26 protein-coding genes and 1 pseudogene are annotated in these 23,989 nt (G+C 59.8%); 8 read left to right on the top strand and 19 right to left on the bottom strand.

Features of this window, described 5'->3' with window-relative positions; all coding sequences use genetic code 11:
- Window positions 1-23 precede the first annotated feature (23 nt).
- Window positions 24-1,595, top strand: coding sequence for a GMC family oxidoreductase (locus ACZZ0K_RS12470; RefSeq protein WP_258707994.1), 1,572 nt, complete (start codon window positions 24-26; stop codon window positions 1,593-1,595).
- Between the two features lie 75 nt (window positions 1,596-1,670).
- On the opposite strand, the gene ACZZ0K_RS12465 is transcribed toward ACZZ0K_RS12470, so the two are convergent.
- Window positions 1,671-2,084, bottom strand: coding sequence for a PaaI family thioesterase (locus ACZZ0K_RS12465; RefSeq protein WP_463559119.1), 414 nt, complete (start codon window positions 2,082-2,084; stop codon window positions 1,671-1,673).
- A 100-nt stretch (window positions 2,085-2,184) separates the two neighbouring features.
- Here ACZZ0K_RS12465 and ACZZ0K_RS12460 point away from each other — a divergent pair.
- Window positions 2,185-2,304 (top strand): annotated as a pseudogene (locus ACZZ0K_RS12460) (GNAT family N-acetyltransferase); the annotation flags it as partial.
- A gap of 7 nt (window positions 2,305-2,311) precedes the next feature.
- On the opposite strand, the gene ACZZ0K_RS12455 reads toward ACZZ0K_RS12460, so the two are convergent.
- The 8 genes from ACZZ0K_RS12455 to ACZZ0K_RS12420 form a co-directional block, all read right to left on the bottom strand.
- Window positions 2,312-2,941 (bottom strand): DUF3885 domain-containing protein, encoded by a 630-nt coding sequence (locus ACZZ0K_RS12455; RefSeq protein ID WP_258707996.1) that lies wholly within the window; start codon window positions 2,939-2,941, stop codon window positions 2,312-2,314.
- Window positions 2,942-2,989: 48 nt separating this feature from the next.
- Entirely contained in the window at window positions 2,990-3,931 is a 942-nt protein-coding gene (locus ACZZ0K_RS12450; protein WP_258707997.1) for an AraC family transcriptional regulator, read from the bottom strand.
- Window positions 3,932-4,684: 753 nt separating this feature from the next.
- A complete protein-coding gene (locus tag ACZZ0K_RS12445; protein ID WP_258707998.1) occupies window positions 4,685-5,509 on the bottom strand; it encodes an oxidoreductase in 825 nt (274 codons plus the stop codon).
- 198 nt (window positions 5,510-5,707) lie between these two features.
- Window positions 5,708-6,040, bottom strand: coding sequence for a hypothetical protein (locus ACZZ0K_RS12440; RefSeq protein WP_122610114.1), 333 nt, complete (start codon window positions 6,038-6,040; stop codon window positions 5,708-5,710).
- 211 nt (window positions 6,041-6,251) lie between these two features.
- Complete coding sequence (locus ACZZ0K_RS12435; protein WP_258707999.1) at window positions 6,252-7,325, bottom strand: ArsO family NAD(P)H-dependent flavin-containing monooxygenase; 1,074 nt, start codon at window positions 7,323-7,325, stop codon at window positions 6,252-6,254.
- A gap of 68 nt (window positions 7,326-7,393) precedes the next feature.
- Window positions 7,394-8,107: an arsenical resistance protein ArsH gene (gene arsH, locus ACZZ0K_RS12430; RefSeq protein WP_258708000.1), complete on the bottom strand. Its 714-nt coding sequence runs from the start codon at window positions 8,105-8,107 to the stop codon at window positions 7,394-7,396.
- Between the two features lie 45 nt (window positions 8,108-8,152).
- Window positions 8,153-8,623, bottom strand: coding sequence for an arsenate reductase ArsC (locus ACZZ0K_RS12425; protein ID WP_041480525.1), 471 nt, complete (start codon window positions 8,621-8,623; stop codon window positions 8,153-8,155).
- Window positions 8,624-8,687: 64 nt separating this feature from the next.
- Window positions 8,688-9,044, bottom strand: coding sequence for a metalloregulator ArsR/SmtB family transcription factor (locus tag ACZZ0K_RS12420; protein ID WP_258708001.1), 357 nt, complete (start codon window positions 9,042-9,044; stop codon window positions 8,688-8,690).
- A gap of 281 nt (window positions 9,045-9,325) precedes the next feature.
- Between ACZZ0K_RS12420 and ACZZ0K_RS12415 the strand changes: the two genes are divergently transcribed.
- Window positions 9,326-9,712, top strand: a complete 387-nt coding sequence (locus ACZZ0K_RS12415) for a MerR family transcriptional regulator (RefSeq protein WP_056784936.1) — start codon at window positions 9,326-9,328, stop codon at window positions 9,710-9,712.
- Between the two features lie 70 nt (window positions 9,713-9,782).
- Complete coding sequence (locus ACZZ0K_RS12410; RefSeq protein WP_370593534.1) at window positions 9,783-10,175, top strand: carboxymuconolactone decarboxylase family protein; 393 nt, start codon at window positions 9,783-9,785, stop codon at window positions 10,173-10,175.
- A gap of 37 nt (window positions 10,176-10,212) precedes the next feature.
- Here ACZZ0K_RS12410 and ACZZ0K_RS12405 read toward each other — a convergent pair whose 3' ends face one another.
- A complete protein-coding gene (locus ACZZ0K_RS12405) occupies window positions 10,213-11,127 on the bottom strand; it encodes a LysR family transcriptional regulator (protein WP_056784938.1) in 915 nt (304 codons plus the stop codon).
- 157 nt (window positions 11,128-11,284) lie between these two features.
- Here ACZZ0K_RS12405 and ACZZ0K_RS12400 point away from each other — a divergent pair, with 157 nt between their 5' ends.
- A complete protein-coding gene (locus ACZZ0K_RS12400) occupies window positions 11,285-12,295 on the top strand; it encodes a zinc-dependent alcohol dehydrogenase family protein (protein ID WP_236169206.1) in 1,011 nt (336 codons plus the stop codon).
- 66 nt (window positions 12,296-12,361) lie between these two features.
- On the opposite strand, the gene ACZZ0K_RS12395 is transcribed toward ACZZ0K_RS12400, so the two are convergent.
- Genes ACZZ0K_RS12395 through ACZZ0K_RS12385 form a run of 3 tightly spaced genes read right to left on the bottom strand, consistent with a single transcriptional unit; the run spans window position 12,362 to window position 15,144 of the window.
- A complete protein-coding gene (locus ACZZ0K_RS12395; RefSeq protein ID WP_258708002.1) occupies window positions 12,362-13,363 on the bottom strand; it encodes an NAD(P)H-quinone oxidoreductase in 1,002 nt (333 codons plus the stop codon).
- Window position 13,364: 1 nt separating this feature from the next.
- Entirely contained in the window at window positions 13,365-13,697 is a 333-nt protein-coding gene (locus ACZZ0K_RS12390) for a carboxymuconolactone decarboxylase family protein (protein ID WP_110599182.1), read from the bottom strand.
- Between the two features lie 10 nt (window positions 13,698-13,707).
- Window positions 13,708-15,144 carry an NAD-dependent succinate-semialdehyde dehydrogenase gene (locus ACZZ0K_RS12385; RefSeq protein ID WP_258708003.1) on the bottom strand — a complete coding sequence of 479 codons (1,437 nt, stop codon included), beginning with the start codon at window positions 15,142-15,144 and terminating at the stop codon, window positions 13,708-13,710.
- Window positions 15,145-15,355: 211 nt separating this feature from the next.
- Between ACZZ0K_RS12385 and ACZZ0K_RS12380 the strand changes: the two genes are divergently transcribed.
- Window positions 15,356-16,282, top strand: coding sequence for a LysR family transcriptional regulator (locus ACZZ0K_RS12380; RefSeq protein WP_256821765.1), 927 nt, complete (start codon window positions 15,356-15,358; stop codon window positions 16,280-16,282).
- Window positions 16,283-16,352: 70 nt separating this feature from the next.
- On the opposite strand, the gene ACZZ0K_RS12375 is transcribed toward ACZZ0K_RS12380, so the two are convergent.
- The 3 genes from ACZZ0K_RS12375 to tspO form a co-directional block, all read right to left on the bottom strand.
- Complete coding sequence (locus ACZZ0K_RS12375) at window positions 16,353-16,604, bottom strand: DUF2790 domain-containing protein (protein ID WP_016774351.1); 252 nt, start codon at window positions 16,602-16,604, stop codon at window positions 16,353-16,355.
- Window positions 16,605-16,825: 221 nt separating this feature from the next.
- On the bottom strand, window positions 16,826-17,809 hold the full coding sequence (locus ACZZ0K_RS12370) for an alpha/beta hydrolase (protein WP_258708004.1): 984 nt from the start codon (window positions 17,807-17,809) through the stop codon (window positions 16,826-16,828).
- Window positions 17,806-18,249, bottom strand: a complete 444-nt coding sequence (gene tspO / locus ACZZ0K_RS12365) for a tryptophan-rich sensory protein TspO (protein ID WP_039758892.1) — start codon at window positions 18,247-18,249, stop codon at window positions 17,806-17,808. The genes ACZZ0K_RS12370 and tspO overlap by 4 nt, the downstream gene beginning before the upstream one ends.
- A gap of 133 nt (window positions 18,250-18,382) precedes the next feature.
- Here tspO and ACZZ0K_RS12360 point away from each other — a divergent pair, with 133 nt between their 5' ends.
- Window positions 18,383-18,649, top strand: coding sequence for a hypothetical protein (locus tag ACZZ0K_RS12360; protein WP_041480507.1), 267 nt, complete (start codon window positions 18,383-18,385; stop codon window positions 18,647-18,649).
- 42 nt (window positions 18,650-18,691) lie between these two features.
- On the opposite strand, the gene ACZZ0K_RS12355 is transcribed toward ACZZ0K_RS12360, so the two are convergent.
- Window positions 18,692-19,603: a magnesium transporter CorA family protein gene (locus ACZZ0K_RS12355; protein WP_258708005.1), complete on the bottom strand. Its 912-nt coding sequence runs from the start codon at window positions 19,601-19,603 to the stop codon at window positions 18,692-18,694.
- 3 nt (window positions 19,604-19,606) lie between these two features.
- A complete protein-coding gene (locus ACZZ0K_RS12350) occupies window positions 19,607-21,187 on the bottom strand; it encodes a RimK family protein (protein WP_056784954.1) in 1,581 nt (526 codons plus the stop codon).
- Between the two features lie 94 nt (window positions 21,188-21,281).
- Here ACZZ0K_RS12350 and ACZZ0K_RS12345 point away from each other — a divergent pair, with 94 nt between their 5' ends.
- Window positions 21,282-22,376, top strand: coding sequence for a GNAT family N-acetyltransferase/peptidase C39 family protein (locus ACZZ0K_RS12345; protein WP_252879931.1), 1,095 nt, complete (start codon window positions 21,282-21,284; stop codon window positions 22,374-22,376).
- Window positions 22,377-22,385: 9 nt separating this feature from the next.
- Here ACZZ0K_RS12345 and ACZZ0K_RS12340 read toward each other — a convergent pair whose 3' ends face one another.
- Complete coding sequence (locus ACZZ0K_RS12340; RefSeq protein ID WP_258708006.1) at window positions 22,386-23,957, bottom strand: sensor domain-containing diguanylate cyclase; 1,572 nt, start codon at window positions 23,955-23,957, stop codon at window positions 22,386-22,388.
- Window positions 23,958-23,989 lie beyond the last annotated feature (32 nt).

Here is a 23,989-nt window from a genome sequence, read left to right as displayed (position 1 = left end):
CGGCATCGAAGGAGAGTGGGCGTATGAATCCTCGGAGCGATCACGACTATGACTTCATTGTCTGTGGTGCCGGCACGTCGGGCTGCGTGGTCGCTGCGCGGCTTGCCGATGAGTCAGGCGCACGGGTTCTGCTGATTGAAGCCGGCGAAGGTTACTCAGGCCCCGAGGTGACCGAACCGGCGCAATGGCCGCTGAACCTCGGCTCCGCGCGCGACTGGGCATTCGAGGGGCAATCCGATCCACGCCTCAACGGTCGACGGCTCCCGCTGAGCATGGGCAAGGGGCTCGGTGGAGGTTCGAGCATCAACGTGATGGTCTGGTCTCGCGGCCATCGCGCCGATTGGGAGCATTTTGCTGCCGAGTCTGGCGACCCGGCCTGGGGCTACGCATCGGTTCTCGATTACTACCGCAGAATCGAAAACTGGCAAGGCAGCCCGGACGCCACTCGGCGTGGTTCAGGTGGGCCGGTACATGTCGAACAGCCGGCCACGCCTCAACCCCTTGCGTGGGCAACGCTGGAGGCGGCCAGCGATCTGGGCATCCCCCGATTCGACAGTCCCAACGGCGAGATGATGGAAGGCCCGGGCGGGGTCGCCATCACCGACTTGCGCATCAAACACGGCAAGCGTGAATCGGTTTATGACGCCTACATCCAGCCAAGGTTGCATTGTCCCGACCTGACGGTGCTGACCGGAGCCTTAGTGACTCGCGTGTTGCTGGTCGGCACCCGGGCCGTCGGTGTCGAAGTGTGGATCGCCGGCGAGCGGCGCCGCTTTCATGCCGCAGCTGAAGTCATCCTTTCCATGGGCGCGGTGCAATCACCGAAAGTGCTCATGCAGTCGGGCATCGGCCCGGCGGATGAGCTGCGAAAACACGGCATCGTACCGGTCGTTCATCTACCCGGTGTGGGCGAGAATTTGCAGGATCATCTGGCGTTCGCTTGCACGTGGGAGTATCGAAAACCCCAGGCCGTCGCGGGCAGTGGATGCGAAACCACCTTGTACTGGAAAAGCGACAGCCGCCTGGAAGCCCCGGACCTGTTGCAGTGCCAGTTGGCATTCGCGGTACCGTCTCCGCCTGAGGTCGCCATCGAGCCGCCGGAGCATGGCTGGACCATGTTCGCCGGGCTGGCCAGACCGGCCAGTCGTGGGCGCTTGCGGTTGTCGGGTGCTGGGCCGCTGGATGCGCCGATCATTGAGCCGAACTCCCTGAGCGAGCCCGAGGACATGGCCGCAGCCCATGCGTCGATCGAACTGTGCCGCGCACTCGGCAACAGCCAGGCCTTCAATGCGCTGATCAAGCGCGAAGTCGTGCCCGGTCCCAGAGAGCGTCGCGCTATGGAGCAGTTCATCCGCAATTCGGCCGTGACCTACTGGCACCTGTCGTGCACGGCAAAAATGGGCCGCGATGCGCTGTCGGTGGTTGACCACCAATTACGCGTGTACGGGATCGACGGGCTGCGCGTTGCAGATGCCTCGATCATGCCGCGCATTACCGTTGGCAACACGATGGCGCCGTGTGTCGTTATTGGTGAGCGGGCGGCGGATATGCTTCTGGCTGCGTATGGGGTGACGATGGCGAACACAATGCCTTGAAGGTAATGACCGTGCGGGCGGGGCGGCAAATCCCAGCCTGCCGTCCAGGTGGGACGATGAGTCGAGTCAGTCGATTCAATTCATCGGCACGGCGAACACGGCGCTGGCGCGCGCGACCGTTCGCTCACCGACGTGCAGACTGACGCCAGCAAACGCCAGTTGGCGGCCCTTTTTGGAGTGTTCAAGACGCACTTCGAGCCACTCGTTGATTTGCACCGCACCGAGATAATCCAGGGTCATGCTCGCGGTGATCAACGGCTGCGGCGGATCGCTGGAAAAGGCCATGGCGTAACCCATGCCCACGTCCGCTAGTGTCGCCAATACACCGCCATGCAAAGTGCCACGGCCGTTGGCGTGGCGGGAGTCGGTCAGTAAACCCAATTCCAAGTGCAGCCCCTGACCCCTGGCGTAGATCGGGCCGAGCAGATCCAGCAAAGGACTGCTGCGGGTGAACGGAGTAAAACCTTCGGGAATGGCCGTGGTGCTCATGATCCCATCCTGATGCAGGCGACTGACCTGTGCGATTGAGCGGGGAGTCGCAGGAGGGGGCAAGCACTATGTGGATGGGGAATTTGCTGCGATAAGTGCGCGCGTTCCTTCCTCGGTTACCGCGGAAGGCTTCTATGCTTCGCTCGGCTTCAAGAAGATCAGAGATGACTTTCATCAGACAGAGCGCACGATCATCATGGCGAAGACGTTGAAACGATAGCGTTCACCTAACGTTTCAGCCTGCCGAATGTGGCATCCATCGCTGCTCGGTCATGGTCGAGCAGCCAGGCATAGTGTCGTTGATAAAGCTGCGAAAGCAGTTCGGTATTGGTCCCAACCACGTCCATGCCTCGGTCGTCATAGGGAAAGAGCATGACTCGCTTGGGCAGATTGAACAGGTAGACAGCACAGTTCGCACGCGGTTGGATAGCACCGAAGTCCTTGGCCAATGCGCACCAGAGTAATGCTTGAATGCTCGTGACAGACGCTTCGAAGGCGACGTTGACCCAATATTCCGGCTCTTGCTCACTGAACCATTCCTCGTTGTCTATTTCTTCGCTCCAGATGCACAGCGCTGATGGAGTATCGATTCCAGCAGATTGAAGGGCGCGAAGAGTGCTGCGGTGGGCGAATCGATTGCGACCGGAATGAATGCGCAGGCATGCGACAAACGATGCGTCCCCTTGGAAAATGTCGCCGCAGATGGTTATGGCTTTGCGCATAGCGGTCAGGAACTGCTCGATCATTCCGCCCGTTTTGGAGAGTTCGAAACGCAGTCCTCCGGGCCAGGAATAGAAAAGCGGGCGGGCGAATACCTGGGGACCAAATGCGTTTTCGATCTCAGCTCTCAGATTCACTTTCTTCCCTTCAATGTGGATTTCTGTTTGTTCAACACGCGTGTGAAGTCAGTGCGACGACACAAACGGCGAAGCACTCGTCGGTGCCGGCAGCGCATAGGCCGTTTTCATCCACGCCACTTCCGCTAGCGGCGTGCGGCCGAACAGGCGTTTGAAGTCGCGGCTGAATTGCGAGGCGCTTTCGTAACCGACCAGAAACGCAGATTTTGCCGCGGTCAGGTCGTTACGCAGCATCAGCAATCGCGCCTGGTGCAGCCGCGTCGATTTCAGGTACTGCATCGGCGAGGAATCGGTAACCTTGCGAAAGTGCAGGTGAAAATTCGGTACGCTCATCTGCGCTTCTTCGGCCAGGGCTTCTACGTCTAGATGTTGGTTATAGCAACTGTGGATCTTGTGGATGGCGCGGGTCACTTTGCCGAACTGGCCTTGTTGGGCGATGGCGGCGCGCAGGGTGCCACCTTGTTCGCCGGTGAGGATACGGTAGTAGAGCTCGCGCAGCATCGCCGGGCCGAGGATTTGCGCGTCGGCATCGTTGCTCATCACTTCAAGAAAGCGCAGGGTTGACCGGCGCAGCGGTTCGTCGAGAGGCGAGGCGTACATGCCCATCGGCTGCGCTGTGGGGAAATCCCACCGCTCATCCACTTGCTGAATCAGCTCGCCGGCCAGGGCGAAATCCAGACGTACGTACACCGCGAGCATTGGCTCGGCTTCGCTGGCGTCGGTTTCCATGGTGAAGGGTACCGGCACCGACACCACCAGATAGTGCTGAGCGTCGTAGACGTAGATTTCATTGCCGAGGTAACCGCGTTTACGCCCCTGACAGAGGATGACGATGCCCGGTTCATACAGCACCGGCGTGCGGGTCAGCGGTCGGTTGGAACGCAGGAAACGTACATCGTCCAGCGGGCTCAGGTTGTAGCCCTCCAGCGGGGCGAGCTGGCTCATTAACTGGACCATGCGCGCTGTGATTGGGTCTTTCGGTTTCGGCATGGGCTGTGGGTTTCCTTGTGAAAAGGCGCGTTCGAACCTGTCTGGCTGATTGGCGGGGGTGTCAGACAGAGCCCTCACCCTAGCCCTCTCCCAGAGGGAGAGGGGACTGACCGTGGTGTTAGATCGGGATCTGCCGACCTGAAATATCGCGCCGAATGCTGACCGCGCTGTTCTAGCGTAATAAGCCCTGCGGAAATCTTCGAGGCAGGCTCAGGAGTTGAATCCACCCGCGATCGGCTCCCTCTCCCAGAGGGAGAGGGGACTGACCGTGGTGTTTGATCGGGATCTGCCGACCTGAAATATCGCGCCGAATGCTGACCGCGCTGTTCTAGCGCAATAAGCCCTGCGGAAATCTTCGAGGCAGGCTCAGGAGTTGAATCCACCCGCGATCGGCTCCCTCTCCCAGAGGGAGAGGGGACTGACCGTGGTGTTTGATCGGGATCTGCCGACCTGAAATATCGCGCCGAATGCTGACCGCGCTGTTCTAGCGTAATAAGCCCTGCGGAAATCTTCGAGGCAGGCTCAGGAGTTGAATCCACCCGCGATCGGCTCCCTCTCCCAGAGGGAGAGGGGACTGACCGTGGTGTTTGATCGGGATCTGCCGACCTGAAATATCGCGCCGAATGCTGACCGCGCTGTTCTAGCGTAATAAGCCCTGCGGAAATCTTCGAGGCAGGCTCAGGAGTTGAATCCACCCGCGATCGGCTCCCTCTCCCTCCGGGAGAGGGCTGGGGTGAGGGTGCTTTTGATCTTTCAGCCATCCGTCGAACGACTAAGCGCTGCCCATTGCTCAATACTCTCCGCCGTCTGCTGCAACTTGTCACGCACCAGCGCCAGCGCATCACTGCCCAATAGCAGGTGAGCCGGCGGATCTGGACTGTCGATGATGGTCAGCATGGCCCGTGCAGCTTTCAGCGGATCGCCCAGCTGCTGGCCGCTTTTCTCCTCCCGGGCATTGCGCACCGGATCGAAGCTTGCGTCGTAGTCACTGATGCTACGCGGCGTGCGTTGCATCGAGCGGCCTGCCCAGTCGGTGCGAAATGACCCCGGCGCCACAGCGGTGACAAAAATATTGAAGGGCGCAAGCTCCTTGCTCAAGGTGTCGGAGATCCCTTCAAGCGCAAACTTGCTGCCGCAGTAATAGGCGATCCCGGGCATGGTGATATGGCCGCCCATCGACGTGATATTAAGAACATGCCCCGCGCGGCGCTGGCGAAAATACGGGACGAACGCCTTGGTCACCGCCACTGCGCCAAACACGTTGACGTCGAACTGGCGGCGCATTTCCTCCAGCGATGACTCTTCAAAAATCCCCTCGTGGCCATAACCTGCGTTGTTGACCAGCACCTCCACCGGGCCGTGGCGATCCTCCACTGCCGCAACCACCCCATCGATGGCATCGAAATCGGTAACGTCCAGCACCACCCCATGAGCGCGTTCGGACGACAGCGCTTCGAAGGCTGCCAGCGCGGATTCGCTGCGCACTGTGCCGATGATCTTATGGCCCTGGGCAAGTGCTTCCTTGGCCAGCGCTTGGCCAAAGCCGCTGCTGACACCGGTGATGAAAAGGGTCTTCATGGATCTGTACTCCTGCAGGCAATTGGAGAGGCCATGCTAGGTCGGATAACGCTGGCGGACGATGCCGAATCGGATCGGAGTATTGCCTGTTCCTATCAATAAGGTTGTGGATCGAGTTGTCCTGCGCTGGCCCCGAAAAACGGAAAAGTCCTGCAGGTTTCAAACCTGCAGGACTTTTCTTGTCTCAGCATCATGCGCTTAAGCTGCGCGACGACCCGGTGTGCGGTCCGATCCATCAGCGGCCAGGGCCTCACCCAATGGGGTGCGGTCTGAGCCGTCGGCAGCGATGGCCTGGCCTTGTGGGGTCTTGTCATAACCGTCTTCAACCAGGCCTTGTTCCTCGAGACGGTTGCGGCCGTTTTCAGCCAGAGCCTGACCCTGCGGAGTACGTTCCGAGCCATCGGCAGCAACAGTCTGCTGTGGTTCGTTGACCTGGGTGAAGAAACGATCTTCCTGATTGCTCGGTACGGCGAATGCGCTGGCGCTGAGGGCGAAAGTGGCGACGGCGATCAGTTGGCTTACAGTTTTCATGGCGGTGACTCCGGTCAAGTTGAGATTGAGGTCCGGGTCGTTCAGATCAGTCTCTGGTTAACCCGTTGCAGTGGTGAGTTCTGCATGGGTTCAGATTAGGGGGCAGGGCGGTGTCGGCGTTAGGCGGATACTGTTGGCGATTTGCCTGATTCTGCTCGCTGAAGATGATTTACAGGCTAGCGACCTTATGGCTTCACGGCGCCGCGAGCAATCAGGTTCCGCCAGTGAGATAGCTTTGCACTTGCCTGACTACATCCCGGGCGGTGCGGGTTACGCCGATCAATGTGGCAGAAGCGAGCCCCGTCCAGTCGCCGTAACCCACCAGCCACAGTTCGGGCATCGCAACGCTTCGGCTTTCGTCCACAATCACTTTGCCATCCCGGCCGACAATGCCCAGGTTGTTCAGGTGGTCGAGCGCTGGAGAAAAGCCCGTGCACCAGATGACAACGTCCGCCTTTGTCTCGATGCCCGATGACCACACAACCCCTGTCGAAGTGAAACGTGTGAAGGGCCGTACTGCGTTCAGTACACCGCGTTCGCGAGCTTCCTTCACCGGTGGCACCATGACGATGTCGCCCAGCCCTCCAACGGGCTGTTGAGGCTCGACGCCATCCTGCTGCGCCTTCAGTCGAGCAGTAGCGCGTTCGAACAGGACGCGTCCATCCACCTCATCAGGTAGGAACGTTGGGGCCTGTTGCGTGACCCAGGTTGCCTGCGCCACTTTGGAGACCTCAGCGTAAATCTGGGCGCCGGAGTTGCCGCCACCGACGACAAGAACGGTTTTACCCGCAAACCCGTTCGGCCCGACGTAATGAGCGGAATGAAGCTGCCTGCCTGCAAACAACGCCTGGCCGGGATAGTCCGGTACGAACGCGCGGCTCCAGGTGCCTGTTGCACTGATAACCGCTTTGGCGTCCCAGTAATTGTCCTTTGAGATAACGCGCAACCCGCCTTCGATCTTCTCGACACCGGTCACCCGCGTGGAGCGGATGATGGGGAAGTCATACCGGCGCTCGTACTGAGTCAGGTATTCGACAACATCGTCCCGCCCGGGCGTCCCCTCGGATATGGCCGGCATCGGCCAGCCTGCAATCGAGCTCCATGCCGACGGCGAGAAGAGCCGCAGCGAATCCCAGCCATGCCGCCAGGCGCCTCCCGGTCCCGGCTCGGCATCGAGCAGCACGTAAGACAAGCCTGTGCGCTTCAAAAAATAAGCGACAGTCAGCGCGGATTGGCCACCACCAATGACCACAACATCAAGTGTCGAATTCTGACTCACCAGCATCCTCCCGGCGCAAAGGCCTCAACGTGTGAAAAATCGGGGTCCGGCCATACCGTTGTCCCACTCAGGCATCAAATGGAACGCTGGTTGACTCGTCTGGACAGCTCTTCGGCGGATTCCTTGCGCTCGGAATAACGGTCGACCAGGTAATCCTGACGATCGCGCAAGAGCAGCGTGAACTTCATCAATTCTTCCATCACGTCCACCAGGCGATCGTAGTAGGCGGAAGGCTTCATACGACCGGCCTCATCGAACTCTGTGAAGGCCTTGGCCACGGAAGACTGGTTCGGGATGGTGAACATCCGCATCCACCGGCCAAGTACCCGCAACTGATTGACCACGTTGAAGGACTGCGAGCCGCCGCAGACCTGCATCACAGCAAGGGTTTTGCCTTGCGTAGGTCGTACAGCGCCCAGCGCCAGCGGAACCCAGTCGATCTGCGATTTGAACACGGCACTCATGGAGCCGTGACGCTCAGGAGAGCACCACACCTGACCCTCGGACCATTGCATCAGCTCGCGCAGTTCCACGACTTTGGGATGCGTGTCGGGTGCGTCATCAGGCAGCGGCAGACCCGCAGGGTCAAAAATCCTGGTTTCGGCGCCAAACTCATTCAGCAGGCGTGCCGCTTCTTGCGTGACCAGACGACTGAACGAGCGCTCTCGCGTCGATCCGTATAGCAGTAAAATGCGAGGTTTGTGGGGCGAAGGATTACGCGGAGACAGCTGCTCCAGCGTAGGAATGTCGATCAGGTCGGCGTGTACGTTTGGCAATGTGTCTTGCATATGAACTCCTGCGGCGGCACCTGGAGGGGGCGCCTCGGTTGATCTTCAAAGCGAACCGATGCGGTTCAGTTCAGCTTGCAGTTGGTCAGGGCTCATGGCCTTGAGCGGCAGTGCGAGAAAAGCACTCACGCGTTCCTGGATTTTGGCCAGTGTGCTTTCAAACGCTGCGGTGATCTCGGCTTCCGACCCGCTAGCCTCAGACGGGTCGGCCAGACCCCAATGCGCCTTCAGGGCTGGGCCGAAAAAGATCGGGCATGCTTCTCCCGCAGCCCGATCACAGACGGTGATCACGATGTCCGGAGGCGAGCCCTCAAAAGCATCCGAAGCCTTGCTGCTCAAGCCCACTGTGGAAATACCCGCCGCCTCCAGCGTTTGCAGTGCCCGTTGATTCACCCGGCCACTGGGAAAGCTGCCTGAGCTGACAGCGTCTACGCCCTCGGGCGCCAAATGGTTGAAAAGCGCCTCGGACAGAATGCTGCGGCAGCTGTTGTGGGTGCACATGAACAAGATTTTCATCAGACGATTCCTTGATTCAGAAACTGAGGCGCAGTGCCAGGGTGGTTGATCCGGTGGGCATGAATCAGCTGCACATGGCCTGATTGACCGGTCGGTCGCTCATGCAGCACAGGCGCTTGGCCTCGGTTTCCAGCCATGGCTGATTGGCGTCTGCCACTTCCTTCAAAACTGCTGCCACCCACGCGGGCACATCAGGATTCAGCCGGTAGTACACCCATTGACCCTGGCGACGATCCAGCAGCAAACCGGCGGAGCGCAGCAGCGCCAGATGACGGGAAATCTTCGGTTGACTGAGGTCGAGTGCTGCCGTCAGCTCGCATACACACAATTCGCCTTCGCGCACGACAAGCAGGGAAATTTTGGCTCGGGTGTCATCGGCCAGACACTTGAACAAAGTGGTGGGGGTCATGGGTTCTGTCATACATCCTCCAGAAGCTTGTGTCTTGACCAAAACGAAGAGCCTGATGCGCTTGCGGATGTCGTGAGGCGTAGGGTGAAAGGCGGCGGGATGATTGCCGAGCAATGGATACGGATAACCGAATATACGCATAGTCATATATCTGGTAAAGCGAATATAACAGGGGTTGAACCGTCGAGACTGATAGCGACGGACCGCGCGGATAGTGCCCGCGATTTGTCTGATTCCAACTGATTGAAAATAGCCATTGACTTAGAGCACGCTCAAACCTTTACGGTGATGACATGAATCCAGAACTGACAATTTCACAGTTGGCCAAGCGCCTTGATTTGAGCGCTCACACGATCCGCTATTACGAGCGCATCGGGCTGTTCGACCCGGTTGGGCGCGGTGGCAATGGCCACCGGGTGTACGCCGAGAAGGATGTGCTGTGGGCCGAGTTTCTGCTCCGGTTGAAGGCGACCGGAATGCCGATCCAGCAAATGCTGCGGTATGCCGAACTGCGCCGATCAGGCGACTCGACCCTGGCAGAACGCCGCGAGCTTCTCGAGCAGCATCGCCGGGACGTGCAAGCGCAGATCAGCCAGTTGAGCCAGTCCCTGGAGGTTCTGGATAACAAGATTCAGATCTATCACCAACTCGAGCAAAAGGAGCATCACCATGATCCGTAAACTTCCCGGTTTCAACCGCTTGCTGTCCGCCACATTGATTGGCGCAAGCGTGACCAGTGTGGCAGCGCCCGTGGACATGACTGATCGTCGAGCGCGCGGAGAAGCCGCTCTGACGCAGATTACTGGCGGACCTGGTCAGGCAGTGGTTGATTCATTGAAGGATACTGCTCCAGAGCTTGCGGACTGGATTCTGAGTTTTGCCTACGGCGATGTCTTCGCCCGCCCCGGGCTCGATCACTGCACTCGTGAGCTGGCAACCGTTGCGGCACTGACCGCACTGGGCAATGCACAGCCACAACTGAAAGTGCATATCGGCGGCGCCCTGAACGTCGGGTGCACACCGGAGGCGGTGGTCGATGTGATCTTGCAAATGACCGTATACGCAGGATTTCCCAGCGCCTTGAACGGTATAACGGCTGCGCGTGAAGTCTTTGCTGCTCGCGGGATCAGTGTTAAATCCTAGGTGCGCACGCTGCAGAAACTGCGGGATAAAGCCAGATTCAACCTACCACCCACCCCCCATGCAACTGCACAAACCGCACCTGCAGCCATTCGATAAACACCTGCACCTGCGCCGGCAAATGCGTGCGGCTCGGGTACAAAAGCGTCACTGGCCGAGGCAGCGGGCGCAGCGGTTGCAGAATTTCCACCAGAGCACCGTTAGCCAGATGCTCTGCCACCGCGATACCCGGTGCCTGAATAATGCCGAAGCCCGACACGCCACACTGCACGTAGGCGTTCGACTCGGTGACGGTAATACCTTGGCGGCTGACGTAGGATTTCTGTTTGCCCTCAACTGAAAACTGCCAGGGCAAGGTGCGGTTGTTCTGGCCCGAGAGAAAGTTTACGCCTTGATGGTTCGCCAGATCTCCAAGCGTTTCCGGTGTGCCGTGCTCGCGCAGGTATTCGGGCGCGGCGCAGGTGACCATGGTCGCCAAGGCGATAGGGCGGGCGATCAGGGTTGAGTCGGGCAGCTCGCCGATGCGCAGCGCGCAGTCGATGCCTTCGCCGACCAGATCAACCGCACGATCGGTGACGCCCAGCACCATATCGATGCCGGGGTAGGTGTCGGTGAATTCGCGCAGGCTTTTGATGAATTCCAGCTGCGCGAACGCCGTGGGAATGTCGATGCGCAGGCGGCCGGACAGCGTGGCTCCGGTGCGATCGAACATTGTGGTGGCGGCGGTGATCTCGGCCAGAATTTCCTGGACCCGCTGATAGAAAAGTTCACCCTCGGCGGTGAGTGCGACTTTCCTCGTAGTGCGCTGGAAGAGGCGCACGCCCAGCGATGTTTCCAGTTCCTGAATATAGCGAGTGACCTGCGGCCGGCCGATGTCCAGCGACTCAGCGGCTTTGGTGAAACTGCCCAGCTCCGCCAGTCGGGCGAACAGGCGCATCGATTGCAGTAATTCCATGACTTTTCCGGTGAGCTTCAGTATCTGGATTTGTTGCCTGAGAATAGAACAATCATGTCTGTTTCCAAGCATTTATTGCGCTGATGTAAAAGCCAATCATGGCCCCAAGGCAAGCCCGCTGAGGGTTTGCGGCCAATAATGCATTTGGAGACACATCATGAAAGCGTGGTTACTGAAAGATTTCGGGCTCGACAATCTGCAACTGGGCGAGACGCAAACCCCGCAGCCCAAGGCTGGCGAGCTGCTGGTCAAGGTCGGCGCGGTCTCGCTGAATTTTCGCGACAAGGCCATCGTTGACGGTATCTACGAGCCGCACCTGGTGCCGAAACCGCTGATTCCGGTGAGCGATGCCGCCGGTACCGTAGTTGCAATCGGCGCCGGTGTTACTCGTTTCAAGGTTGGCGACCGCGTCAATTCACATCTGTACTCGCGCTGGTTGGATGGCGAGCCGGGGCCGAGCGAGCCGGATTATTGCTTCGGTTCGCCGCTGCCCGGTGGCCTCGCCGAGTACATGATCATTCATCAGGACAGCGCCGTCGGCGCGCCGGCCAACATGAGCGATGAAGAGGCGGCGACACTGCCGATCGCCGCACTGACTGCGTGGTATGCGCTGGTGGATTTCGGCGCTATTCAACCGGGCCAGACTGTGTTGGTGCAGGGCACCGGCGGCGTATCGATTTTCGCCGTGCAGATCGCCACCGCGCTGGGCGCCAAAGTCATCGCTACCTCAAGCAGCGATGAAAACCTGCACGCGGTAAAACGTCTGGGCGCGGTCGCCGGTATCAACTACCGCAGCACGCCGAACTGGGCGGACGAGGTGCTGAAACTCACCGAGGGCAAGGGTGTGGACCTGCTGCTCGATGTGGCGGGAGGCAATGGCATCAATCAGTCGGTAGCAGCGACCAAGGCCTCGGGGCGGATAGCGCAGATTGGCTTTCTGACAGGGCAGACCGTCGAGCTGAACCTGATGCCGCTGATCTTCCGCCAGACCACCATTCGCGGCATTGCGGTGGCACCGCGTTCATCGTTCGACCGGATGAACGTGTTCCTCGCCGAGCACGACATTCGCCCGGTGATCGACCATGTCTATCCGTTCGAACAGGCGCGCGAGGCCTATGAGCATCTGGCGAAAGGGGCGTTTGGCAAGGTCGTGATCAAGGTGAGCTGATCAGCGAAAACGTCAGACAAACCAAGGCCAGTCAGCTCAACGGACTGGCCTTTTTTTATGTCTGTCCTAGCGCAAATCCTCCGGCTGCATCGTCAGAATAATCTTCCCGACATTCTGCGAAGACTCCATCCTCCGATGGGCATCGGCTGCGCGGGATAGCGGGAAGGTGCTGTCCACCACCGGTTCCAGACTCGCAGCGCCGGCGAAGCGTTCCAGCCAGTGGTCGCGAAAGCGCTGGATCATCGCGTGCTTCTCCGGCTGGGTGCGCGACTTCATCACCGTGCCGATGATTTGCAGGTGCCGGTAGAGGATGTGCTCCAGCTCCACGTCGACCTTGCCGCCGCCACCAAGAATGCCGACCTGCACCAAGCGGCCACCGTGGGCCAGCGAGGCGATGTTGCGGGCGAAGTAGGGCGCGCCAATGAAGTCGATTATCACGTCGACGCCGCGCCCTTGGGTTTTGTCGGCGATGACTGCGGCGAAATCCTCGTTTTTGTAGTCGATGGCCACGTCGGCGCCCAGATGTTCGACGCGCGACAGCTTGCTGCCTTCGGTGGTCGCGTACACCGTGGCGCCTGTGGCGTAGGCCAGTTGCACGGCAGCGGAACCGACGCCACCGGCGGCGGCATGGATCAGCACTGAGTCGCCTGACTTGAGTCGGGCCAGGTGCAGCATCGCTTCGTGGGCGGTGACAAACACTTCGGGAATCGCCGCGGCGTGCACATAGTCGAGCTGCGCCGGAATCGGCATGGCCATGCGGTAGTCGATGCGCGCCAGTTCGGCGTAGGCGCCGCCACCGACCACGCCCATTACCCGGTCGCCGACGGCGAATCCGCTGACCTCGCTGCCGGTCTCGAGCACTTCCCCGGCAATCTCCAGACCGATGATCAACGAGTCGCCGAAGTTCGCATGGCCGTAGCCGCCGGTTCGGTGAGTCAGGTCGGCACGGTTCACGCCGGCCGCATAGACACGCACCAGCAGGTCGGTCGGGCGCACTTCAGGGTTGGGCGCTTCGCCGAGTTGCAGCACTTCTGCCGGACCGAACGCTTTCAGGTTGATGGCTTTCATCTCAGCGTTGCTCCGTGTCGGCAAGGGTGGCATTGGCGATGGCCGAGGCGGTGATGGCGCCCGGAAAACCGACGTAAAAGGCCAAGTGAGTGATCGCCGCCGACAACTCTTCATGGCTCACACCATTGCTGACAGCGCGGCGCAGGTGCGCGGGCAACTCTTCGCAGTGGCCGCCGGCAATCAGCGCGGCGACAGTGATCAGGCTGCGCTCGCGGGGTGACAAGGCGGGGTCACTCCAGATCTGCGGGTACAGCGTTGAGTCCACGAATTGCGCTAGTTTCGGGGTGAAGGCGCGGGCGGCTTCGCGTGGGCTGCTGAAATCGATAGTCGACATGGAAATCCCCTTAAACCTGGCTGATGAATTTGTTGGTGAGATAGTGCTCGATGCCTTCGATGCCACCTTCAGAACCGTGGCCGCTTTCTTTCATGCCGCCGAAGGGCAGTTCGGTGGCGACGATGCGGTACTGGTTGATGCCGATCATTCCGGCTTCCAGGCCATCGGCGACGTCGATCGCGGTGCGCGCATTGGAAGTGAACGCGTAGGCCGAGAGGCCGTAGGGCAGGCGGTTGGCTTCTTGCAGGCCATCGCTCAACTCATCGAAAGGCATCAGTATCGCGATGGGGCCAAAGGGTTCTTCGTGCATGATTCGCGCACTCATCGGCACATCGGCCAATACGGTGGGCTGAAAGAAGAAGCCTGCGCCCGGCAACGCTTCACCGCCGGCCAGCACCCGTGCACCTTTCTCCACGGCGTCGGCGATCAGGTGCTCCATCTTCGCCAGTTGCCGTGGGTTGGCCAGAGGGCCGACCTGGGTTTGCGGATCCATGCCATCGCCGATTTTCAACGCCTGGGTGGCCGCGACGAAGTGCTCGACAAACTCGGCGTAGGCCTCACGCTGGATAAGAAAACGAGTCGATGAAATGCACACCTGGCCGGTGCCGCGAAAGCGATTGGCGACGCCTTCCACAGCTGCCTTTTCGATGTCGGCGTCGGCAAACACCAGCACCGGGCCGTGGCCGCCCAGTTCCAGAGTGATCGGCTTGACGCCTTCGGCAGCGCGGGCCGAGAGCAGCCGACCGATCGGCACCGAACCGGTGAAGGTCACTTTGCGAATGATCGGTGAGGCAATCAAATGGCTGGACACTTGATCCGGCACACCGAACACCACTTGCAGCACGCCTTTGGGCAAGCCGGCATCGTCCAGCGCCCGGGCCAGGGCCAGCGCGGTGGAGGGGCTTTCCTCGCCAGGCTTGAGCACCACACTGCAACCGGCAGCCAGCGCTGCCGAGAGCTTGCGCGCCGGGGTGATGGCCGGGAAATTCCACGGTGTGAACGCTGCGACGGGGCCGATGGCTTGGCGTTTGACCAGTTGCAGTACACCCGGACGATTGGCCGGTACGACACGGCCGTCGATGCGTCGTGCGCTTTCGGCGAACCACTCGAAATATTCCGCCGCACGGGTCACTTCATCGAGGCTTTCGCGCAGTGGTTTGCCTTCTTCCAGCGTCATTTGCGCAGCGATGTGCGGGGCGCGTTCGAGGATCAGGTCGGCGGCGCGCTTGAGGATTTTTGCGCGCTGGTCCGGCACGGTCTGGCGCCATTGGTCGAAGCTCAGTCGGGCCACTTCGAGGGCGTGATCCAGGTCTTGGGCGGTGGCGAGTGGCACCTGGCCGATTTCCTCGCCGGTTGCCGGGTTGACCACGGCGGCGGTCGCGCGGTCCTGGGCGGTGAGCCATTGACCACCGATGAAGAGATAGAGCGGATCGTAAGGAGTGTTCATGGATGTCGCCTTCATGGTTGAGGATTCATTCGGCGCCTTGTACGCAATGGTTCAGGCGTCCCGTGGAATCCAGTCTATGGAAGGCGTGCCGTTTGATTTAGCCGGCCACGAGGGAATCATTGTTGTCCCAGAAGGTAATATCGAGCCCGGGAGCGAGCGTGTAGGATCCGACGTTATCCGCAATGAGTGGCAGGTCTACAGGACGATCAGGATGGACAAACTTTCAAACATGTCGGTGTACATCAAGGTAGTCGAGATGGGCAGTTTCACTGCCGTGGCCAACCATCTCGACTCCACCGTTGGCAACGTATCGCGTGCGGTCTCGGCGTTGGAAAACGTGCTCGACACCCGCCTTTTGCAGCGCTCCACACGGCGTCTCTCGGTGACCGACGCGGGCCGGCGGTTTTATGAGCGCTGTGTGAAGATTCTCGCTGACCTGGAAAGCGCCGAAGCCGAGGCGAGCAATGCCGCCTTGCAACCACGAGGGACGTTACGGGTGCACTGCGTGCCCGGACTGGCCCGGCAACTGGTGACCGGCGCGGTGCTGGAGTATCGCCAGGCGTTTCCCGAAGTGACCGTCGATTTGATGCTCTCCCAACGCATGCCCAATCTGCTTGAGGATCAGTTGGACGTGTCCATTCTGATCGCGCGAACGCTGCCGGATTCGGCGTATGTCAGCCAGAAGATCGGCGTCAGTCACTGTGTACTGGTGGCCTCCCCGGAATACCTGGCGCGGCATGGCGCACCCGAAACGCCGGAGCAGCTTTGCGATCATCAATGCCTGCTGCTCGGTACCGTGGATTACGTGCGCGATGAATGGCAGCTCAAAAGCAAGGCGGGCGACGCGACGTTCATCCCGAGCGGGCCGAGTTTCAGCGTGAACGATATGGACGCAATGGCCGTGGCCATTCGCGAAGGGGCGGGGATTGGTCTGTTGGCAGGCTTCACGGCGATCGACGATTTGCGTACCGGCAGGCTGGTGCGGGTGCTGCCCGATTACCACACCTACGAGCGCAATGTTTACGCGGTCTACACGTCTCGCCAGTTTGTCGATGCGAAGATCACGCGATTCATCGATACCTTGAAAACCCGGGTCGGCGCGCAGTTGGCGAGCACTGCTCAGGCGCTTATCGATTGAAGCGGTAAAGGCATTTGCGTCTCAGCGAGCCAACTCTGAGACGCAATGGGTGTGCGAGGTATTGGCCTGATCAACCGTTGCTGCAGCCGCTGCCCATGACCTCGTATTGCAGGATGTGCTGTTTGCCTTGGGAATCCTGATAAGTCATGTGCACCGGCACTACGGCGCAGACATCCGGCACGGGATCTTCCGAGATGATTTTGGCGACGTCGAGGTGACTGGCGTAGGTGTATTGCTCGACGGGTGGCGTGGTAGTCGATTCCTGAGCCATGACCACCGAGCTGAAGCCGAAGAGTGCGAGGACGAGCATTGAGACTTTCATGGAGGATGTTCCTTTGCTGAAGTTGAGTGTGCTGCTGGAACAAACTCTATGCGGCGGCTGGCGGGGGAAACAGGCGCGGATCGGGTAAAGACTGTTTACGGTTTGAGCCACAATCGGCATGGGGTGAACGATCGCGCAGGGTTCAGCGCAAACAAAAAAAGGCGCCGGTGAGGGCGCCTTTTGTTTGTCTCGTTTTTTACCGCTCGCCATGCAATCGGCAGCTACGAAAACGCCGGGCTGATTTCGGCGGATTTCGCTGAGTAGCTTGCCACTCGCGCCGAAATCCACTTGCGGCTGTAAGCCAGCACATGGTCAGCAGTGGCGGTCGGGAAGTGAATAAACCCATGCGGACACTCCGGCAGCACATCCATGTCCACCGGCGCCGCTTGCTGCCAGCGCTCGGCGATGAGCCGCGTGTCATCCAGCAGCGGATCGAGGTCGCCGGCAAACAGCAGCGCTGGCGGCAGGCCGCTGAAATCGCCGTACAGCGGTGACAGCGGTGGCTGGCGTCGTTGTTCGTCGCTGATATCCGGCGTGAGCAGGCGCAACGCTTCGACCATGCCGGGGCCGTCGAGCACCAAGGTATCGGCTGGCGCGGCGCGCACGCTGGGCGTGCCGGTCAGGTCGTAGACGCCGTAATACAGCAGCGCGCCGCAAATCCGTTGCAGCAGTTGCGGCGAAGATTTGAGGGCGAGCAGGGTGGCCGCCGCCAGATGACCGCCGGCCGATTCACCGACGACGACTACGGGCAATCCGGCAAATTCAGCATCGTTCAAGATGCCGCGAGTGGCGCGCAGACAGTCTTCCAGCAAGCCCTCGATCGGCGTCGACACCGCCAGCCGATAATCAACCGACACCACTGCCACGTCGCAGGTGTTGACGATGGCGATGTTGAAGTTGTCGTTCATCTGCGCATTGCCGATCACCCAGCCGCCACCATGGAAATCCAGCACCACGCCTCTGGCTTTGCCCTTGGGGCGGATGATGCGCACGGGCACCGTGTCGATGATCTTCCGTTCGGCGCTCAGCCCATGCTGGCGCAGCTTGCCAGCGCCGCCGAGCTGACCCGCCCGCAGCAACGCCTGAATCAGCCGTGGGGTGAGGCGATTGCGGATCTTGAAACGCGGCAGCCAGGCGAGCTTTTTGTTGAACGCGCGAACCTGTGCCAGCTCACGCTCGCCTTGCGGCCATGGAAAATCGCTCACAGGCGATTCTTCATCAGGATCGAGCAGTTCAGCGCCAGCGCAACGCACAGCCACGCCAGATACGGGAACAGAATCAGTCCGGTGACCACGTCCAGTTGCAGGGCGAGCACGACCATCACCGCGACTACCACCCACAGCACCGCCAGAATCACCAGCGCCGCCAGCACCTGATGCGCGCCGAAGAACACCGGCGTCCACAGCGTGTTCAGGGCGATTTGCGCGGCCCACAAGGCCAGCACCGTTTGGCTGCCGGGAATCAGGCTCAGGCGATAACCGGCCCAGGCCAGCAGCAGGTAGATGATCGTCCACGCTACCGGAAAGGCCCAGTTGGGCGGGGTGAAGGAGGGTTTGGTCAGCGATTCGTACCACGGGCCGGGTTTGAACATCACGCCAGTGGTTGCCGCCGCCGCGCAGGCCAAGAGGAAGATGAAAAAGGTCATTGCCAGTCCTTAGCTGTGATCAGCTGTTGTGGAGAGTTAAGAAGAGGACGCTTCGCTGCGCAAAAAGTTTGTTCGCAAATGCAATTTGGCAGTCAGGTTGAACTAAAAGCTGACCTCTGCGTCAGGATAAACAGTGCCTTTTCCCACCGACGCGGACGACAACATGTACACCTATCACATCGAATACCGTTTCAACGGCGAGCCTCGTACTTATCTGCTCGAACTCAAGGAAGCGCAACTGGCCGAGCACGACGCGGCGATGCATCTGCTGGAACTGCATCTGGGCGATGCCGAAAACAGCCTGGTCATGCCCACGGCGGATTCGACGCCAGAGCAGATTCTCGAGCAGGCCGAGCGGGTAGGGATTACGCATATCCGGGTGGTCAGCCGGACCAATTGACGCCCGCATGCGGCGCAGGCGTTAGCAGAATGTGCTCTGAATTCAGGCCATGCGCCGCAATACCAGCACCATCCCCGCGCCCACGAGGCCCATGCAGGCAATCAGCACGGGAAAGGACATCCACCATGGGACGCTGGACGTCATCATGCTGAACTCTGACATGCCACCGATGCTGGCGATCAGGTTCAAGGGAAGGAATACGACATTGATCAGCGTCAGCTTGCGCAGGGCCCGGTTCATGCTGTTGTTGGCAAGATTGCCGTGGGATTCGATGAGGTTGGCGAACACCTTGGCGTGAATTCTGGCCTGCTGGAAGCTTTGTTCGTTTTCCACGATCAGATCGTTCAGCGCAGCCAGTTGACCGTCGCTGAAGCCCTGACGCTGACCGTGGTTGCGCAGCAGCGTCAGCACCGCTCCGTTACTTTGAATCGCGTTGACGTAGTACACGAGGCTTTCGCTCAGGTTGTACATCTGCGCCAATTGCTGATTGTCCATCGCCCGGGTGAACTGCTGTTGGATCTCCCGAGCGATCTGTTTGACCACGCGCAAATGCCCGAGATAGTGGTGAACGCTTTCTGCGAGTAACGCCATCAGCACGTCCAGCGGCCCGGTCATTTGCGCATCGTGCTCAAGACCCGAAAGCAGCGAGTTGCTCGCGCAAATGACCACCAGACGTTTTTCGCTCAGCACCACTCCGAAGGACGAAACGTTGAATGCGCGCCCGTCGAAGCTTTCCGGACGCTTCCAGATCAGGAACAGATGATCTGGCTTGACCTCGATACGGGCGACTTCATCAGGGTCCAGCGACGACTCTATCGCTTGTGCGCCAATGCCCAGGCGTCTGTGCAAATCCAGTTGCTCGGCTGCGTCCGGGGCGACACACAGCCAGACAGTCGCCTGGTCCTCCGATGTCCTGTGCAGGGCGCCGCAATCAATGCAATAGCCTTCAATCATTGCTCACCACGCTTGGCCACGGTGTTTGAGCTCGAGCCTTTGGGTAAAAGCCTGTAATACGCGCCGGTACAATTCGTCGCCCAGCACCGCATCTTCGATGCCGGCGTCGAGGTTGGGGTTGTCGTTCACTTCGATCACCAGCACCCGATCACCCGCTTGCTTGAGGTCGACGCCGTAGAGGCCGTCGCCGATCAGCCGCGCCGTCTGTACGGCGAGCTGCACGACTGCGGGCGGGGCTTGCTCGACCGGCACCGCCTCGCACATTCCGTTGATCTCGCCGGGCAGCGCCTTGTGGTTGTAAATCTGCCAATGCCCCTTGGACATGAAGTATCGGCAGGCATACAGCGCTTCGCCATTGAGCACGCCGACGCGCCAGTCGTATTCGGTGTAGCAATACTCTTGCGCCAGCAGCAACACCGAGTGTTCGAATAACTCTTGCGCGGCCGTGGCCAGCGCTTGTGCATCGGCGACCTTGATCACACCCCGTGAAAAACAGCCATCGGGGATTTTCAGTACCAACGGGAAACCGAGGCGACGCCCTGCGTTTTCGAGCTCCTGCGGACGATCCTTGTAGAGTATTTCCGTTGCCGGCATGCCCAGCCCGCGACGCTTCAGCAAATCGGCCAGATAAACCTTGTTGGTGCAGCGCAGGATGGACGACGGATCGTCAATCACCACAAGGCCTTCGCTTTCAGCCTTTTTCGCGAATCGATAGGTGTGATCATCCACTCGCGTGGTTTCGCGGATGAACAATGCGTCGAATTCAGCGAGACGCGCGTAGTCCTTTTTCTCGATCAGCTCGACATCGATACCCAACTGCTCGCCCGCAGCGATGAAGCGCTGCAATGCCTCGGGGTTGGACGGCGGCAGGGCTTCGTCAGGATCATGGAGGATGGCCAGGTCGTAGCGGGCCACACGTTTGGAGGCGGGCTGACGCCACGTTCTGCGATTGAACGCGTCAAGTGCATCAGCGAAAACATGCTGCTGTTCATCGCGAAGTTTGTGCAGTGCACCGGCCTTGATGCCTGCGATCTGCCAGCTCTCACCACGGCGGAATTCCACCAGCAGGATAGGGCAGGGGAACGCCTCGAACAGCTGACGGCCGATCTCTTGCAGCGGCTCGATCGAGGCCTTGCCGAAGTACAACGACAGCGTGAAAGCCTCGGTTTCGCCGTACGGGTGGTTCGCCAGCGCCCGCTCCAGGGTGCGCTCCAGATCATTCAGCCCGACCCCGTAAAGCGCTTTGCGCGCCAGCTCGCTGACGGTGCGTACCGAGGGAAAAACCTTGTGTCCACGCGCTTCGGCCAGCAATGAGCAGTAATAGCCCTGACCGAGGTATTTGTAATTGCGGCAGAGGTTTATGACCTGGGTGCGATGAGGAAAATCATCGCTGTGTTCAAGGTAATCCTGAGCCAGCATCAGGCTCTCGCTGGGCAGGTAATCAGCCCAGTCATCCTTGCGTTCGACCAGTATGAGCAATCGACTTCCCGAGGGCTTGATACTGGGAGGTTCCTCGCTGAGGGAGATTGTCGAATGCTCGGTTTTGTCTAATACTTCGTTCACGTTGGCTTGCACCGCTGACATGAGTAATGAATCCCTGTTGAAGAAGACGCCGCTTCAATAAATCACGGGCCTTTCGGTCTGTCCCGGTTCGTTACTCAAACTTTACGGTGCGGTCATGTCTTTTGATTTTCGCTTTGCATCCATGGACGATATCGACGATCTGGTCGAATTGGAGCGGGTGTGTTTCACCCTCGACCGGTTGAACCAGCGCAACTTCAGCTGGATGCTCAGTCGAGCCAATGCTGCGCTGATTGTCGTCACCTCGGGCGCAACACTTTGCGGTTACGCGCTGGTGCTTTTTCACCGTGGCACCTCACTTGGACGCCTGTATTCGATTGCGGTCAGCCCCGCCTGGCGCGGACATGAGCTTGGCCAGCGTCTGCTGGAACAGGCCCAGGCCTGCGCATTGGCGCGCAACTGCGCATGGCTGCGGTTGGAGGTGCGCGCTGACAATACCGCTGCCATCCGCCTCTACGAAGCCAATGGCTATCAGCGCTTTGCCAGCGTCGAGGACTACTACGAAGACCTCTGCGAGGCGTTGCGCTACGAGAAACGCATCCTGCGCGAAACACCAGCGCCCGCCCGGCAAGTGCCGTATTACCAGCAGACCACCGAGTTCACCTGCGGCGCCGCGTGCCTGCTGATGGCGATGTCTGCCATCGATCCGACCCGTGCCATGACCCGAGCGGAGGAAATCCAGTTGTGGCGCGAGGCAACCACCATTTTCATGACGGCGGGGCACGGTGGCTGCAGTCCTCAGGGCCTCGCACTGGCGGCCTGGCGGCGCGGTTTCGATGTGCGCCTTGAGGTCAGTCACCCGGGCTCGCTTTTTCTTCACGGCGTACGCAGCACGGAGAAGAAGTCGATCATGAAACTGGTCGAGGACGGGTTTGCCCAGGAACTGGCTGCCACGCAAGTCGAGCAGGTTCTGGGTGATTATCTGCAGATCGGCGCTGCGTTGGCGGCCGGATACAAACCGCTGGTGCTGATCAGCAGCTACCGATTCACCCGCTTGAAAGCGCCGCATTGGGTCATCATCACCGGGTGTGACGAGGACTTCGTCTACTTGCATGATCCTGATGTTGACCACAGCAAACTCAAGCGCGGCCTGGACTGCCAGCACTTGCCGGTCAGTCACCAGGAATTCCTGCGCATGACGGTGTTTGGCGTACAGCGGGTTCGCGCAGCCGTGATGCTGCGCTCCCGTTGAGGAGGGTGGCTAGGCGCCCAGCACTTCCTCGCCGATACAGTAGCGATCCCTGCCTTTCTGCTTCGCGGCATAAAGCATTTTGTCAGCCGACTCGATAAGAGTGGCAGGGCTCACTTCATGTTCGGCCGGTTTGCCAACCGCAATACCTGCACTGGCGGTGACGTGACCCAGCGGATGGGCTCTGTGCTCCATTCGCAAGGATCGAATGGCCTCAAGAATTTCCTCAGCCACAAGCGCCGCCCCGCGAATATCCGTGTTGGGCAGCAACACGGAAAACTCCTCGCCGCCATAGCGCACAGCCAGATCACCCGGTCGCTTTACCGCCTGCGCAATCGCCTGGCCGACTGCGCTCAGGCAATCATCACCCGCCGCGTGCCCGTAGCTGTCGTTGTAGAGCTTGAAGTGATCGACATCGATCATGATCAGTGAGATCGACGAACCCTGGCGTCTGGCCAGGCGAATTTCGTCAATCAAGGCAGTGTCCAGTCGCCGACGGTTGGCCAGCCCGGTCAGGCTGTCGGTCAAGGCCATGTCCTTCATGGCCTGGTGTGCCTTGCGCAAATCCTTTTCCATCACCATCCGTTGGCGCAGTTGCCTCAACACAATCAATCCGAAGACCGTGAACGCAGTAATCACCGACATCAACACGAAACCGGTTTTGATCAGATCCCAGCGCCACGGCGCAATGATCGATTCGCGGGACAGTCCGGTTTCGACCACCAGCGGATAGGTGCTCAAAGCTCTGTAACCGTACAGACGCTGGGTGCCGTCGACGACGGCTCGGACCTCGGCGATCCCTTGATTGGAAAACGGCAGGTAGTTCTTGAACACCTCACTGTCGGCGAGGCTCTGACCGATTACCGAAGCGATGAAAGGACGACGCACGAGAATGGTTCCATTGCGCAACGCCAGCACCAGTGCACCCTTGTCGTCGATTTTGAAATCGCCGTAATAGTCGACGAAATAACTGACCTTGATCGTCCCCAGCAGCACGCCGGCGAAGGAGCCGTCCGGGTTATTCAATCGGCGGGAAATCGGAATGATCAGGTCGTCCGTGGATTTGCTTTTGACGACATCACCGATACGCACGTTTCGATCGGTGTTGGCGCGGTGATACTGGAAGTAGTCGCGATCGGCATTGTTCGCCGGGTCCGGGATCATTTCCTTGTCGGTGACGATCCATTTGCCGTCCGGGCCGTAGATAAACAGTCCATGCAACTGCGGCATCAATTTGGCCTGCTGCACCAGCAAGTTGTGGATGCGCGGTACGTCGATGTTCTGCAGACCGTCGCCTTCGACGCGCTCGCCCAGGGCGGCGGTCAGCACATCGACCTGGCGGATGGCGTCTTCGGCATGTTGCGCGGTTGCCCGCGCGAGGTTGGTGACCGAATCACGCGCCGACGAGAAGGCTGCATGATAGTCACGCCAGGTTCGCCATCCCTCCACGCCGAGAAACGCCAGAATGACCGTCAGCATGAAGATGACTGTCAGGCGGAAAGCGGCTATCTCGCTGGCAGCTTTGATGGGAGCGGTTTCTGCGGCGTCATGCCCCTTGGTTTTGGGCATCTTACGACCGAGCATTTGAGGGTCCTTATGCTTGTCATCTCTCATCT

The organism is Pseudomonas sp. AC255 (assembly GCF_979258175.1).
The sequence above is the reverse complement of the archived record's forward strand: the minus strand, read 5'-3'. Positions and strand labels throughout refer to the sequence as shown.